Genomic DNA, 14,652 nt, shown 5'->3' on the forward strand with positions numbered 1-14,652 from the left:
AATAAAATTCAGTTTTTCTTTTTACAGTTATCGTGATGATAATCAACATGGTAAATTGTGCAAAAACACTCGCCCATGCCACTCCTTCGATTCCCATGTTGGGCTGAAAATCTCCAATTCCGAAAACTAAAATATAATCTAAAATCACATTAATCACAGCACCAAAAATACTGGCTTGCATGATCCACACTGTATTTTGCATTCCTCTAAAAACCCCAAAAACCGTGTAAACGATCATGGAAACTGGCAACCCGATAATACGAATATTAAAATAATCGATTGACTTGGCGAGCAATTCCCTATCGGCAGGATGGACTCCATAAAAATCTAAAAAAATGGTCTTAGCAAAAATGAAAGAAATCCCTCCAATTATCACTCCGAGCATAGCTCCAAAAAGAATAGTTTGTGGAACGAGAGATTTTATATCCTCCAATTTTTCTGCTCCCAAATACTTCGAAACTATCGAAGAAATAGAGGTTCTGATTTGAGACAAACACCACAAAAGCAGCGTGTAAAATGCCGCACCAAGACCCACAGCCGCTTGCGAAACCTCCGAGTTATCGCCCAAATTTCCTATCACAGCGGTATCTACCAAACCAATAATTGGCTCGGCAATACCTGCGAAAATTGCGGGTATGGCTAAAATACGAATCTCTTTGAATGAAATTTTGGCTGAATTCACGATGCAAAGATACCACTTAATAAGTCGGATTCAATTGTTTGAGAATGAGAATGAAAAACGAGTCGGATTTTAAACCCATATATACACATTACACACAATTATATTTCTTGGTAAGGAGTATTTTTGCTATTTTCGACAAACGAAAAAAACTAATTGATTCTATGCATATAGCAGTATCGGGAAATATTGGAGCAGGAAAAACTACCCTTACTAATTTATTAGCAAAGCACTATAAATGGGATACTCATTTTGAGGATGTAGAAAACAATCCATATTTGAATGATTTTTACGAAGACATGCAGCGATGGTCATTTAACCTTCAGATATTTTATTTGAATAGTCGTTTTACACAAATTCAGGAGATAAAAAGCAATGACAAAACGGTAATTCAAGACAGAACGATTTATGAAGATGCGCATATCTTTGCACCCAACTTGCACGCCATGGGCTTAATGACCAATCGCGATTTTGAAAATTATTCATCTTTATTTCAACTTATGGAATCCTTTGTAAAAGGACCCGATTTATTAATTTATTTACGCAGTTCTATTCCTAATTTAGTAAGTCAGATTCATAAACGTGGGCGTGATTACGAAAACACCATTAGCATTGATTATTTAAGTCGTCTTAACGAACGTTACGAAGCCTGGATTTCTACCTATGAAAAAGGACCTTTATTAATTATAGATGTTGATCATCTCGATTTTGTTGCCAACCCAGAGGACCTTGGTGGTATTATCAATAAGATTGATGCTCAGATTAATGGGTTATTTTAAAATCTAAAAACATCTTGCAATTCAACATAAAACATCTTTTAATCACAGTAGTATTCATAGGCACTTTTAGTTCGCAGTCACAGACCGATTCTTTAAAGACAAGTACTATTTGGAATGATTTAAAATATGATGGAGGATCCATTCTTAAAGGTGTTGGTAACGCATATACCCAACCGCTTCGATGGAAAAAAAATGACTTTATAACAGCAGGAGGTTTAGTTGCAGGTAGTGGTTTATTATATTTAGCCGATAACCAAGCCCAAAGTTATTTTTCTAAGCAAGGCAAAAATGCACCGCAAATTTTAAAAGACTTTGGATGGTATTTTGGCAGTCCTCAAAATTTCTTTATGGTATCCGCTGGGATTTATGGCTTTGGACTGCTTACAAAAAACGAAAAAATAAGATATACAGGTGTTTTAATTATTTCTTCATCGGTCGCTTCTGGATTCGCACAAACGGTCTTAAAAACTGCAGTCGGTAGAGCACGTCCAACGGATGGAAATCGTGATACGTTTGAACCATTTAGAGGCACACCAGGATTTCATTCTTTTCCGTCTGGACATTCTATTTTATCATTCACCATGGCACATGCTATAGCCAAGCAATTCGATAATTTTTGGGCCAAAGCAGGCATTTATGCCGTTGGTTCAATTGCACCAATTTCTCGACTTTGGAAAAATGCACACTGGCTTAGCGATATAGGATTTGGAATGGCATTTAGCGTAATTGTGGTAGACGGTATCGATAACTTTATGAAACGTACCAAACGTTACGAATTTGAGAAACCGAAACAAATCTCTTGGCAGTTGAGAATGGGAGCTGGTACTTTTGGAGTGGTTGGAACCTTTTAGATTAAGCTAAACCTCATAAACCCTAAACATATTTTTAAGCAATAAAACCGTGTGCTCTAGCATGCTCAATAGCTTCAGCACTACTTTCCACCATGAGAACCATCGTCGTTTTGTAATCTTCTAAGAGACTATTTACACGCAGCATTTTCTTTTTGTGCTTTACGCTCCTTAAATAAATAGCAGCAATGCGGTCTGGAAATTTTTCAGCAATTTCCATATAAATATCAGGATCGTGTTCACCACTATCGCCAATTAATATAAAAGACAAATCAGGATACGTGTTAAGTAAGTTTACAATTTCTTTTTGCTTTTGTGGTTTTTCATCTTGTGGTTTCTTTCTGAACAAATCACTAAAACTTCGCAGTAAAATTGGTCCTTTCGGAAAATCATTCCGTTTTAAAAAAAGTTCTAAATAACAGTACAAATTCCAAGGACTATGACTCACGTAAAATATCGGGTTTGCATTTTTGCCCGAAGCACCACGATGCAATTTATGATAAAAGTCCGCAGATCCTTCAAGCGGAATTCTACTCTTCGTATTTTTAAAAATTGAATTATAAATCAACCTCCATTTTAATAAAGAGACTACTCCTGTATGTAAAATAGTATCGTCAATATCGCTAATTACACCAAAATCTGCCTTAGTCGATGGAATTAATAATTCACCAAAAAACTGATTATTATTCTGAATAACATGTCCTTTATGTGCATCGCGATACGCTAATTGAAAACGCAACCAACCGTCATCATCGGTTGAAGCTTCTAAATCCTTAAGATTGGCTTCTACTTTAAAATAACCATTTCCGTCTGTGGTGGTTTCTAAAAGTTTATCATTCGGTAATTTTAAATCTAATATGGTGTGTTTAATTTCATCTGTTTCAAAACGTTTCCATGAATTGAATAGTAGTTGCCAGAAAAACTTCGCTTCTAAATCAATAGACTCATCTTCGAGCGCTCTTCCTCTCGCAAAAAAATGAGAGGTGGTGCCATAACTCTGAAACGCTATTATTTGTAAAGGGTCTTTTTTGAACCAGCTCAATTGAATTGAATTTTTTGAATTTTCAAGATAGTAAATTCTATTTCTATTGAAAAAACAAATGTCATTAAATCGAAATATAAACCAATCTCAGACATAAGACCTTTAATCTTTATGGTGTTTGAGCTAATGACGTCAGAATTATAATTAATTTTGTGCTATGATAAAAGCATTGCAACTACGTATTAATTTGCACGAAGAACGACAACCTGATGGATTGCTAAACAAAGCAGCTTATGATTTGGGCATGAAACCTTCAGAAATTGCTGGAATTAAAGTGCTTAGAAAATCGATTGATGCACGTAAATATCGCATTATGCTAAATTATAAGGTAGAGGTTTATATTAATGAGCCTGTACCTGAATCTTCAGATTACACCTTCGATTATAAAGACGTTTCGCAGGCAAAACCTATTCACATTATTGGCTTTGGACCAGCAGGAATGTGGGCTGCATTGCGCTGTATAGAACTCGGTTTTAAACCTATTGTTTTAGAACGTGGTAAAAATGTACGCGACCGACGTAGAGATTTAAAAGCCATTAATCAAGACCATTTTGTCCACGAAGATTCAAATTACTGCTTTGGTGAAGGTGGCGCTGGCACCTATAGTGATGGAAAACTCTACACGAGGAGTTTAAAACGTGGAGATGTCCGTAGAATTTTTGAAAATTTAGTTTATCACGGAGCTACTGACCAAATTTTAGTAGATGCACATCCGCATATTGGCACTAATAAATTACCAAAAGTCGTTCAGAATATTAGAGAAAATATTATAAAATATGGTGGTGAAGTACATTTTGAAACGCGTGTTACCGACTTTACCGTAAAAAACAAAAACATAGTTGCCCTTCAGCTTCACAATGGTGACGAACTTAATGTGGACAAGGTCATTTTAGCCACAGGCCATTCTGCAAGAGATATTTTTTATTTATTGAATGATAAAAAAGTGAAACTAGAAGCCAAATCGTTTGCGATGGGAGTGCGTGTAGAACATCCGCAAGAATTGATTGATGGCATTCAATACCACTGCAAAGGTGAGCAGCGCGACGACTTATTACCAGCAGCTTCTTACAGTTTGGTGCAACAGGTAAATGATAGAGGTGTGTATTCATTCTGTATGTGTCCTGGTGGTTTTATTGTACCAGCTGCGACGACTAATGGTGAAGTGGTAGTGAATGGGATGTCGCCATCCAAACGAAATAATAAATTTGCCAATTCTGGTATTGTCACAGAAATCAACGCAGATAAAGACTTGCATAAATACGAACATTTTGGAGCTTTAAAAGCACTAGAATATCAAAAAGATTTAGAGCGTTTGGCATTTACAGCTGGTGGCAGAACCCAAACAGCACCTGCACAACGACTCACAGATTTTGTTGAAGGCAAACTGTCCTCTAGCTTAAATGAAACCTCTTATCAACCAGGCTTAAATTCTTCACCTTTACATTCCTTATTACCAAAAATCATTGGAGGTTCACTACGGAAAGGGTTTAAGGCTTTTGGCGACAAAATGAAAGGTTATTATACGGAAGAAGCCAATATTATTGGTGTGGAATCTAGAACGTCTTCTCCTGTAAATATTCCGAGAACCGAAACTTTGGAACATCCTGAAATCTCTAACTTGTTTCCTTGTGGAGAAGGTGGTGGTTATGCTGGTGGTATTGTTTCAGCGGCCATGGATGGTGAGCGTTGTGCTGAGGCGGCTTGCTCTCAGTAATTTCCATTTGCAGTCTCAGTTTACATAAATGATTTAATAAATAACACTTAATCTAAATTTGGTGTAACTATGGTAATCATACAATACAGTTTCTAGGTCTGTAGCTGCAAACTGTGACTGAATACTGTAAACTGATTGCGATATTATTCCTATTTTTGCAACTCAAATTTGAAACAAATGAACGCATACATATTTCCAGGTCAAGGTGCTCAATTCTCAGGAATGGGATTAGACCTTTACGAAAACTCTCCTTTAGCACAAGAACTTTTTGAAAAAGCTAATGATATTTTAGGCTTTCATATTACAGACATTATGTTTGAAGGTTCTGCCGAAGATTTAAAAGAAACCAAGGTGACCCAACCTGCTATCTTTTTACATTCGGTTATTTTAGCAAAAACCCTTGGAGATAGTTTTAAACCAGACATGGTTGCTGGTCATTCGCTTGGTGAGTTCTCAGCGTTAGTCGCTGCTGGAGCGTTAACCTTTGAAGATGGCCTTCGTTTAGTGTCGCAACGTGCCCAAGCCATGCAAAAGGCCTGTGAATTACAACCAAGTACCATGGCTGCCGTTTTAGGACTAGAAGATGAAATTGTAGAAAACGTTTGTAAAACAATTGAAGGTGTGGTTGTCGCGGCAAACTATAATTGCCCAGGTCAATTGGTAATTTCTGGAGATGTTGAAGCGATTAACAAAGCTTGCGAAGCTCTAAAAGATGCTGGTGCAAGACGTGCTTTGGTATTACCAGTTGGTGGAGCGTTTCATTCACCTTTAATGGAACCTGCTCGCGAAGAACTAGCCGCTGCCATTGAAAATACAACGTTTAGTCAACCAAATTGCCCAATATATCAGAATGTAACCGCTTCTGCTGTTACTGATGAAAACGAAATTAAAGCGAATTTAATATTACAACTAACGGCTCCTGTGCGTTGGACACAATCCGTACAACAAATGATTGCAGATGGAGCTGCACATTTTACAGAAGTTGGTCCTGGAAAAGTTTTACAAGGCTTAGTAAAGAAAATACATAGAGACGCTGAAACAACTTCGGCTACTTTTGAAACTAACGCTTAAACCTACTGTTTTGAATAGAACACTTTTTATTACACTGCTTATTATTTTTAATATTGCGATTGACCAAATCTCAAAGGTCATTGTGCGTAACACCTTAATCTTTAGAGAAGAAATAGATGTTATAGGGAGTTACTTTCAGCTTATTTGGGTAGAAAACAAAGGAGCATTTTTAGGTATGGGAAGCGATATGAATCCCAATTTAAGATTAATATTTTTATTGATACTACCAACGCTTGTATTAGGCTATGTGATTTATTACATCATAACAACTAAAGAATTAGACCGCTTAAGTCTTATCGCCTTTTGTTGTATTGCAGGTGGAGGTATTGCCAATGTCTTTGACCGTATTGTTTTTGGGCAAGTCACTGACTTTTTCTTTATAAATCTTGGTGGTGTTTTTAAAACAGGGATCTTTAATATTGCGGATATGTCTGTAACCACTGGAATGATTATGTTATTATTCAGTGGCATTTTAAACGGCAAGAAAAAAGAAAAAGTTTCAGTTTAAAAACTTAACGCGCCAATTTGCAATCGTCGCAATCTTTAACTTCACCGTAATAAGTTTCTCTGTATTTGTGAAGTGTTTTGTAAGGTATACTTAAAAACTGTTTTTTAATATATGTGACATCAGTTAATAACACACCCATTTTTTTGTGAAGCGACCTTCTATTTTGGTCTCTCTTTTAATACTTATCAATTTCATGTCTTTCAATTATCATTCCATATAAATTAACAAAAAACATCGACTAAACCGAAGAAATCAACGTTAAAAGACACTTTATTGTACTTCGTTTTATCAAATTGAAAATGTGACGTTACAACCTTTAACAGATTCGCACTCATTTTAAGTCGTAATTACACATTCAATAATTGAAAAAACATCAAAAACGAACTATTTCTTATAAATAATACCGTTTTTCATCACGAAAGTGACGTTTTCCATTGTAGAAATGGTTTTTGTAGGATCGTCATTTACAGCAATGATATCTGCTATATAATTAGCTTTAATTTGTCCAATTTCATTTTCCATTTTTAACAACATAGCATTCGTTATTGTTGCACTTTGGATAGTTTCCATTTCAGGCATACCAGCTTCAACCATATAAGCAAATTCTTTACCATTATCGCCATGATAAAAAACAGCTGCATCAGTTCCAAAAGCAATTCCAACTCCAGCTTTATATGCTCTACCAAACATATCTTGGATTTTCGGACCAATATCTAACGCCTTTGGTACTATGATATCTGGATAATAATTAGGGATTTTAGCCTTTTCAGAAACAAACTTTCCAGCGGTTATAGTTGGTACTAGATAGACATCATATTTTTTCATCAAGTCCATAGTTGCAGCACTCATTAATGTACCATGCTCTATGGTTTTGACACCGCCCAAAATAGCACGTTGCATCCCTTCATCTCCATGAGCATGAGCTGCAACATGAAATCCATAATCTTTTGCAGTTTCGCATATTGCTTTTATTTCTTCAACTGTAAATTGAGGGTTTTGTCCACTTTTGGCGACACTTAAAACTCCTCCTGTCGCTGTAATTTTAATTAAATCTGCACCATTTTTATAGCGTTGTCGTACTGCTTTTTTAGCATCCTCCACTCCATTAACCACACCTTCTTTTGGACCAGGGTTTCCCATGATACTTCGTTTTGCACCATTGGTTGGATCAGCGTGCCCACCTGTTGTTGCCAATGCTTTCTCTGCTGTAAAAATTCTTGGGCCAACAATTTTACCAGCATTTATGGCATTTCTCAAGGCGACATTTACACCAGAACCACCTAAATCTCTAACTGTAGTAAAACCACTCATTAAAGTTACTTTAGCATAGTTCACTGAATTAAAAGCCACATCAGCATCGTTTAGGGTGTAATCTTCTAAATAGGATTTTGGATTGGTTTCTCCTTCAATATGAACATGCATATCTATTAAACCAGGCATAACCGTTTTAGATTTTAGATCTATAGTTACATCCTCAGAATTCTTTGGCTTTATGTATCCATTTTCAACTGATATGATTTTATTTCCAGATACTATAATCGTTTTTTCTTTAAGAACTTCACCAGACTCTGTGTCTATTAACTTCCCGCAATACAGATAGGTGTTTTGCGCGGAAAGTGACATTGCGCAGAGCACTATTAAAATTCTAAGTAAAGTTTTCATGCGCAAATGTTTATGTATTTCTAATTTTTTGTTCCCACTTCCATGCTGCATCCATAGCATCATCTAACGTCAATTCAGTTTTCCAACCTAATACATTATTCGCTTTAGAGGTTTCTGCATAGGCTGCTGTAATATCGCCTTCACGACGATCAACAATCTTATAATTTAAGGCTTTTCCTGAGACACGTTCAAAAGATTGAATAGCTTCTAGAACTGTACTTCCTTTTCCTGTTCCTAAATTGAAAAATTCAAAATTTGAATCATTTTTTTCTTGAATCAAACGTTGTAAAGCAACCACATGTGCTTTCGCCAAATCTACCACATGAATATAATCTCTAACACAAGTACCATCGGAGGTCTCATAGTCTCCACCAAAAACAGACAACTGCTCTCGCATACCCATACCTGTTTGCGTAATAAATGGCACTAAATTTTGAGGTACTCCAATGGGTAATTCACCAATTGCGGTTGAAGGATGCGCTCCAATAGGATTAAAATAACGCAAGGCAATCGCATTAATATCTTTATGTACTTTACAAGTGTCTCTTATAATTTCTTCACCAATCTGCTTGGTGTTTCCATAAGGAGATTCCGCTGGTTTTACAGGTGCATTTTCGGTAATAGGCAACTCGTCCGCTTGGCCATAAACCGTACAAGACGAACTAAAAATAAAGTTCTTTTTAGATAAGCCACTCAATTCTTGAAGCATATATACCAAAGTTGTGATATTATTCTCATAATACTTTAAAGGTTGATTTACACTTTCACCAACCGCTTTACTTGCTGCAAAATGGATAACACCAACAATATCATTATGACGTTTAAAAAAATCTTGCACGTCTGTTTTTACTTTTAAATCTAACTCTTCAAAATGTGGTTTGTTATTGGTAATCGCAGTAATACCTTCCAAAACTTCAACTGACGAATTGGATAAATCGTCTATAATCACGACTTCAAAACCTTCGTTTTGTAATTCCACAACGGTATGCGACCCAATAAAGCCTAAGCCTCCTGTTACTAAAATCTTCATTTCTTTACTTATTTGTATCTATAAAATTTAAAACGGTACTTGTAATGACATCAATCTGTTCATCATCGAGCTCCGTATGCATTGGTAATGAAATTACCGATTTAATTAAGTCATTAGTCACAGGGAAATCTGCTTCATTATAACGCTCGTCAACATACGCTTTTTGTCTGTGCAACGGAATTGGATAATACACTCCACATGGAATATTGTGCTGTTGTAAATGCGCTACCAACGCATCTCTACTCACTCCCTTAATGTTAAGTGTGTACTGATGAAACACGTGGCAATCGCAAGTATCGCATATACCCTCACACTCACTTAAACCACTTGGCGTGGTTATGTTTGGATGATTTTTGAAAGCCGCATTGTACTTTCTTGCTGTATCTCTTCTTGTATTATTATAGGTATTTAGATGTGGTAATTTAGCATCTAAAACAGCAGCTTGTATTGAATCTAATCGCGAATTGACTCCCACGACATCATGATGATAACGTTCATACATACCATGATTTACGATACCTCTGATGCGATGCGCCAAAGCATCATCATTTGTAAAAATCGCTCCACCATCTCCGTAGCATCCTAAATTTTTAGATGGAAAAAATGAGGTTGAAGCGGCATGACCTATCGCTCCTGTTTTCGTTTTAGAACCGTCTTGATGGGTGTAATCTGCTCCAATACCTTGTGCGTTATCTTCAATAACATACAAATCGTGCTCCTTTGCCAAATCCATAATGGCATCCATATTTGCAGCTAAACCAAATAAATGCACTGGTACAATGGCTTTAGTTTTTGGTGTGATGGCTTTTTTAATCGCCTCAACATCGATATTAAACGTCACAGGATCTACATCTACTAAAACAGGTGTTAACTGCAATAAGGCAATCACCTCAACGGTTGCTGCGAATGTAAAATCTGCGGTAATGACTTCGTCACCTGGTTGCAATTCCAAGCCCATCATGGCAATTTGTAAGGCGTCCGTTCCGTTGGCACAAGGAATAACGTGCTTAACACCTAAGTAATCTTCAAGATTTTTTTGAAATTGATGTACTTTAGGACCATTTATAAATGCGGCACTGTCCATCACCTCAGCAATTGAAGGATCTACAACGTCTTTTATTTTTGCATATTGACTCTGAAGGTCAACCATTTGTATTTTTTTCATTCTGAAGACTACATTTTAAGGTGTAAATAATGACCTATAATTCTACTAGCGAAAATACAAAATTGTAATGGCTGAGCCAATGAAATTAATTGAAAGAAATGTATTTTAGCGTAAATAATTATTTTTGAAAGGACTCTATTCCATAGGAATTTACATTGCTAGTTGTATTATTAAAGTAGCTGCTTTATTCAATTCGAAGTTGAAACAAGGAGTTGATGGTAGAAAAGCCTCCTTTTTAAAACTTGAAAATGCGATTCAACGCAACGATAAAACCTTTTGGTTTCATTGTGCATCTTTGGGTGAATATGAACAAGGCTTGCCTGTTTTTGAAACTTTAAAAGCGAAGCATCCCGATTATAAAGTGGTGTTATCGTTTTTTTCACCCTCTGGTTATGAGGTTAGAAAAAATACTGAAATTGCAGATGTCGTAGTGTATTTACCGCTTGATACCTCAGCAAATGCCAAACACTTTTTAGACCTTGTGCATCCAAATTACACCCTTTTTGTAAAGTACGATATCTGGCCTCATTTTTTACATGAACTAAAAAAACGACAATTAAAAGCAGTTTTAATTTCTGCGGTTTTCAGGAAAGATCAAGCCTTTTTTAAATGGTATGGTTCTTATCTCAAATCTGCTTTATTTGGATTTGAGCATATTTTTACGCAAGATGAAAATTCTAAAGTATTACTGGAAAGTCTTAATTATAATTCCGTTTCTGTTTCAGGTGACACCAGGTTTGATCGGGTTTCTAATCAGCTAAAAGTTGAAAATGTCGTTGATTTTATTGAAGCTTTTAAAGACGACAAACGATGCATCGTTTTTGGAAGTTCCTGGCCAGATGACGATAAATTATATCTCGATTTTATAAATAACCATCATCATTCAGATTTAAAATTTGTACTTGCACCACATGATATAAAATCAAGTTATATCGCTTCGCTTAAAACACAATTAAAGGCAAAAACGATTTGTTATTCGAAATTAAATGATTCTACTAATTTAAAAGATTATAAAGTTTTCATTTTAGACACTATTGGTTATTTGAGTAAAGTTTATAGTTATGCAGATATCGCCTATGTTGGCGGAGGTGCTGGCACTACAGGTTTACATAATATTTTAGAACCAGCCGTTTTTGGAATTCCGATACTGATTGGTAAAAATTATGATAAATTCCCTGAAGCTAAAGCGCTTATTGGTTTAGGAGGAGTGACGAGCATTGCGACTTCTGAAGCTTTTACCTCCACTTTGAACGCGCTAATTACGGATGAAATGCTTCGGAAAAATCAAGGAAGGATTACCAAGTCCTATATTGAAAGTCATAAAGGAGCTGTTCTTCATATTATGGAATATTTGAATAACTAGTTTTATTTGAGAATAGCTTGTTATTTTTTGACACGAATTTCACGAATGAAACAGATTTTGTGATTTTAATTTTAGTAGAACCCAAATTCGAACTCACTATTTCTTTACAATCCTAAAAAATTGAGTAACCAAATTACGCTTCAAGCTTAAAAAATAAACACCAGATGTAAGTGAAGACAGGTCTGCAGTGCTATCAGATTTCAATTTTACAGGAATTGTTTTTCCAAGGATATCTGTAAGTTGAATGGATTCAATTTCTTTTTCAGATTCAATTGTAATTGTATCTACAAAAGGATTCGGGTGAATACTTATTTGTGCTAATTGTACTTCTAGAATAGATAAAGAAGCACATTCTGGATTAATGCCTGAAACTGCTGTAAAATCTCCATCATCAATCGACCAATTTTTCCATTCGCCACCACTTCCTGTTTCCCAGTCAGATAAATCAAAAAAGTTGACTCCGCTTTCCGTGCCAGGCACTTTATATACCTTAATGGCTTCGCCTCCTCTATTCCAGGTTAATGGATTTCCTGCTGAACAGTTTTCTGGATCAAAATCTGTGGTACAATTAGCTTTTAAGAAATAGGCAAATTCATCATAAACTGGATATTCGCCATAAACATAGGCCTTGCCATCTGGTTCCACGCAAACTGCTGTGTATTCATTACAGGCAATTCCGAAAGATAGGGTTGTATTATCTGTGGCTATTCTAGCTAAAAAAACACTGTGCCTTGCTCTACGATCTGGATCATCGTAGTGTGAATCTGTAATGACATTATTTAAATAAGGAATATTTAAGAAATCATTATAACCTAAAGCGACTTTTGGACTGTAAGGATTATTTAAAGCTTCCGCATTAGTCACAGTTCCGTTCTGCGCAGAAAAATAGGAACCGCCTAAAATAGCCAATCCTGCACTTGTACCTCCAATAACACCTTGCTTTACGTTTACAAATGTATTTAAGGCGTCTTCCATGGCATTGTCCTTAAAATAACTGACATAATCGTATTGATCGCCTCCTGCAAACCAAATTGCTTCGGCATTTGCCACTTTATCCAATACATAAGGGTCAATAGCTCCTGCTTCATTATTAAATACAAATGTCGTTACTGAGTTGATACTCACTTCTAAATCAGAGAAAAAATAGTCGTTATAACCGTCACTTCCTGATGCTCTTAATACCACCACATCGCCTCCATCGGCTTTATTTAAAAACCAGATCATAGCATCCTCTTGTTCTGAAGCACCTCCCATTAAACAAACTCCAGATTGGTGATTTGTAGTGACGTCTGTAGTGCTTCCTGTTTGATATTCCGTATAGTTTTGAGCAAAACTGATGTGTAGGTTTAATAAACATAAAACAGTAATTTTTTTCATAACTTTCTTTATGTTTAAAATTTTGAATGCACTAATCGGTACATTAAAACTGCGGTTATTTTTGCTTGTGTCGCAACTGTGTTCAGATTTCCTGATTCATAGATGGTATGATCTCCGCCTCCACCTGTAAGACCCAAGCCATCTATGGCCATATCTACATAACCTGAGGTGAATGAAATATCAGCAGCTCCTGCATTTCTTGGATTAACCGCTGTTACGGATCCGAAACCTAAATCTTCACTCACGGTATTAAAATAACCTAATAATTTGGTATTCCCTTCGGTTAATGACAACGGTGGATAACCTCCTGATGAAAATACGAGCTCGGCTTCAGTTTTAGGATAATTCTGAGATACGATGTTTTGCATTGTTGCTTTCGCTTTTGTTAATTGCTCTAACGAAACCGCTCTTAAATCTCCACGAACCAATGCCTGTTGTGCTACTACATTTGTTTTTCCGAATGCAGTCCCTCCTGTGCCATTAGCATTCTCATTTAAGGATGTTCCGCCAATAATAAACCCTGGATTGAAGGTTAAATCTTTTTCTTTAGCAAGTTGTACGTAAAATTCATTTAAAATGCGAGAAGTTTCATAAATGGCACCTGTACCGATGTCTTCAGTAAAGATTTGAGAAGAATGCGCAGGATTACCCTTAACTTTCAATTCCCAATCCGTTGAACCTCGTCTTGCAACTACTATAGTCTTTGGATTGTTATCTCCATTTTCAAAACCCAAGGCAATATCCGCTCGTTTTGCGGCATCAATTAAATCTTTTTTTGATAACTCTAATGGGCTGCCACTTTTTTCTTCGTCTCCTGTCATTACAATTTCTATAGACATCTCATCTAAAAGACCTGCTTCTTTTAAGGCCTGCATTGCTAAAATTATAATCACATCTCCGCCTTTCATATCTGCAACACCAGGACCTTTCATTATAGAATCGTTCTCCATAGTATACTCTTGAAGTGGACTTTCTAATTCAAAAACGGTATCTAAATGGCCTATCATTAAAAACTCAGGCCCTTTCTTTCCTTTTCTTGTGGCTATTAAGTGGCCTGCTCTACCGTAAGCGTCACCATTAGTGAGTTCTGTTTTAAAACCTAGTTTATCTAATTCGCCTTTAAATAAGCTTCCGACTTCCTTTACACCGTCAAAATTCATAGTACCACTATTCATATTGACTGATTTCTTTATCAATTCAATTGCGTTCTCGGCATAACGATCAACAGCCTTTACAATTTTTCGTTCTTTGCTATTATTTTGAGTGAAACTAAAAAGTGAAAAACATAACACTGAAAGACAAGCCATGTTTTTAAAAGTGGATGCTAATGCGTTCATAATTGTTAATACTAGAGTGATTTTTGATAAAGATATATGCATTCTTTAGATTAAATGTATTTGAAAATCAAAAAAAA

General features: G+C 36.0%; 13 protein-coding genes and 1 pseudogene. 6 read left to right on the forward strand and 8 right to left on the reverse strand.

Annotation, left to right across the window (positions count from 1 at the left end):
- Positions 1 to 682 (reverse strand): MATE family efflux transporter (locus AB8B52_RS05570; protein WP_406026050.1); only part of this gene is annotated, 682 nt, incomplete at its 3' end.
- A gap of 161 nt (positions 683 to 843) precedes the next feature.
- Between AB8B52_RS05570 and AB8B52_RS05575 the strand changes: the two genes are divergently transcribed.
- Positions 844 to 1,458, forward strand: coding sequence for a deoxynucleoside kinase (locus AB8B52_RS05575; protein WP_406026125.1), 615 nt, complete (start codon positions 844 to 846; stop codon positions 1,456 to 1,458).
- A 14-nt stretch (positions 1,459 to 1,472) separates the two neighbouring features.
- Entirely contained in the window at positions 1,473 to 2,309 is an 837-nt protein-coding gene (locus AB8B52_RS05580) for a phosphatase PAP2 family protein (RefSeq protein WP_406026052.1), read from the forward strand.
- Positions 2,310 to 2,343: 34 nt separating this feature from the next.
- On the opposite strand, the gene AB8B52_RS05585 is transcribed toward AB8B52_RS05580, so the two are convergent.
- Complete coding sequence (locus tag AB8B52_RS05585) at positions 2,344 to 3,348, reverse strand: App1 family protein (protein WP_406026054.1); 1,005 nt, start codon at positions 3,346 to 3,348, stop codon at positions 2,344 to 2,346.
- A 157-nt stretch (positions 3,349 to 3,505) separates the two neighbouring features.
- Here AB8B52_RS05585 and AB8B52_RS05590 point away from each other — a divergent pair, with 157 nt between their 5' ends.
- The 3 genes from AB8B52_RS05590 (at position 3,506) to lspA (ending at position 6,641) form a co-directional block, all read left to right on the forward strand.
- The gene (locus tag AB8B52_RS05590) at positions 3,506 to 5,062 is read left to right on the forward strand and encodes an NAD(P)/FAD-dependent oxidoreductase (protein WP_406026056.1); all 1,557 of its coding nucleotides are present in this window, start codon (positions 3,506 to 3,508) and stop codon (positions 5,060 to 5,062) included.
- A gap of 177 nt (positions 5,063 to 5,239) precedes the next feature.
- Entirely contained in the window at positions 5,240 to 6,133 is an 894-nt protein-coding gene (gene fabD, locus AB8B52_RS05595; protein WP_406026058.1) for an ACP S-malonyltransferase, read from the forward strand.
- 10 nt (positions 6,134 to 6,143) lie between these two features.
- The gene (gene lspA / locus AB8B52_RS05600; RefSeq protein ID WP_406026059.1) at positions 6,144 to 6,641 is read left to right on the forward strand and encodes a signal peptidase II; all 498 of its coding nucleotides are present in this window, start codon (positions 6,144 to 6,146) and stop codon (positions 6,639 to 6,641) included.
- Between the two features lie 4 nt (positions 6,642 to 6,645).
- Here lspA and AB8B52_RS05605 read toward each other — a convergent pair.
- The 4 genes and pseudogenes from AB8B52_RS05605 to AB8B52_RS05620 all read right to left on the reverse strand — a co-directional run bounded on the left by AB8B52_RS05605 (position 6,646) and on the right by AB8B52_RS05620 (position 10,498).
- A pseudogene (locus AB8B52_RS05605) lies at positions 6,646 to 6,836 on the reverse strand (hypothetical protein).
- Between the two features lie 189 nt (positions 6,837 to 7,025).
- Positions 7,026 to 8,303, reverse strand: coding sequence for an amidohydrolase family protein (locus AB8B52_RS05610; RefSeq protein ID WP_406026061.1), 1,278 nt, complete (start codon positions 8,301 to 8,303; stop codon positions 7,026 to 7,028).
- A 10-nt stretch (positions 8,304 to 8,313) separates the two neighbouring features.
- A complete protein-coding gene (galE, locus tag AB8B52_RS05615; RefSeq protein ID WP_406026063.1) occupies positions 8,314 to 9,333 on the reverse strand; it encodes a UDP-glucose 4-epimerase GalE in 1,020 nt (339 codons plus the stop codon).
- A gap of 4 nt (positions 9,334 to 9,337) precedes the next feature.
- Entirely contained in the window at positions 9,338 to 10,498 is a 1,161-nt protein-coding gene (locus tag AB8B52_RS05620; RefSeq protein WP_406026065.1) for a DegT/DnrJ/EryC1/StrS family aminotransferase, read from the reverse strand.
- A 124-nt stretch (positions 10,499 to 10,622) separates the two neighbouring features.
- Between AB8B52_RS05620 and AB8B52_RS05625 the strand changes: the two genes are divergently transcribed.
- Positions 10,623 to 11,861, forward strand: coding sequence for a 3-deoxy-D-manno-octulosonic acid transferase (locus AB8B52_RS05625; protein WP_406026067.1), 1,239 nt, complete (start codon positions 10,623 to 10,625; stop codon positions 11,859 to 11,861).
- A gap of 96 nt (positions 11,862 to 11,957) precedes the next feature.
- On the opposite strand, the gene AB8B52_RS05630 is transcribed toward AB8B52_RS05625, so the two are convergent.
- Both AB8B52_RS05630 and AB8B52_RS05635 read right to left on the reverse strand, forming a co-directional pair.
- Positions 11,958 to 13,238: a T9SS type A sorting domain-containing protein gene (locus tag AB8B52_RS05630; RefSeq protein ID WP_406026069.1), complete on the reverse strand. Its 1,281-nt coding sequence runs from the start codon at positions 13,236 to 13,238 to the stop codon at positions 11,958 to 11,960.
- Between the two features lie 14 nt (positions 13,239 to 13,252).
- Positions 13,253 to 14,575 carry a M20/M25/M40 family metallo-hydrolase gene (locus AB8B52_RS05635; RefSeq protein ID WP_406026071.1) on the reverse strand — a complete coding sequence of 441 codons (1,323 nt, stop codon included), beginning with the start codon at positions 14,573 to 14,575 and terminating at the stop codon, positions 13,253 to 13,255.
- Positions 14,576 to 14,652: the final 77 nt, after the last annotated feature.

The organism is Winogradskyella sp., assembly GCF_045105575.1.
Lineage (GTDB): Bacteria > Bacteroidota > Bacteroidia > Flavobacteriales > Flavobacteriaceae > Winogradskyella.

Excerpts from the sequence above, each read along its gene's own strand:
- AB8B52_RS05575 (WP_406026125.1), top strand. The coding sequence starts at position 844 with ATGCATATAGCAGTATCGGGAAATATTGGAGCAGGAAAAACTACCCTT.
- AB8B52_RS05590 (WP_406026056.1), top strand. The coding sequence starts at position 3,506 with ATGATAAAAGCATTGCAACTACGTATTAATTTGCACGAAGAACGACAA.
- fabD (WP_406026058.1), top strand. The coding sequence starts at position 5,240 with ATGAACGCATACATATTTCCAGGTCAAGGTGCTCAATTCTCAGGAATG.
- AB8B52_RS05610 (WP_406026061.1), bottom strand. The coding sequence starts at position 8,303 with ATGAAAACTTTACTTAGAATTTTAATAGTGCTCTGCGCAATGTCACTT.
- galE (WP_406026063.1), bottom strand. The coding sequence starts at position 9,333 with ATGAAGATTTTAGTAACAGGAGGCTTAGGCTTTATTGGGTCGCATACC.
- AB8B52_RS05620 (WP_406026065.1), bottom strand. The coding sequence starts at position 10,498 with ATGAAAAAAATACAAATGGTTGACCTTCAGAGTCAATATGCAAAAATA.
- AB8B52_RS05630 (WP_406026069.1), bottom strand. The coding sequence starts at position 13,238 with ATGAAAAAAATTACTGTTTTATGTTTATTAAACCTACACATCAGTTTT.
- AB8B52_RS05635 (WP_406026071.1), bottom strand. The coding sequence starts at position 14,575 with ATGAACGCATTAGCATCCACTTTTAAAAACATGGCTTGTCTTTCAGTG.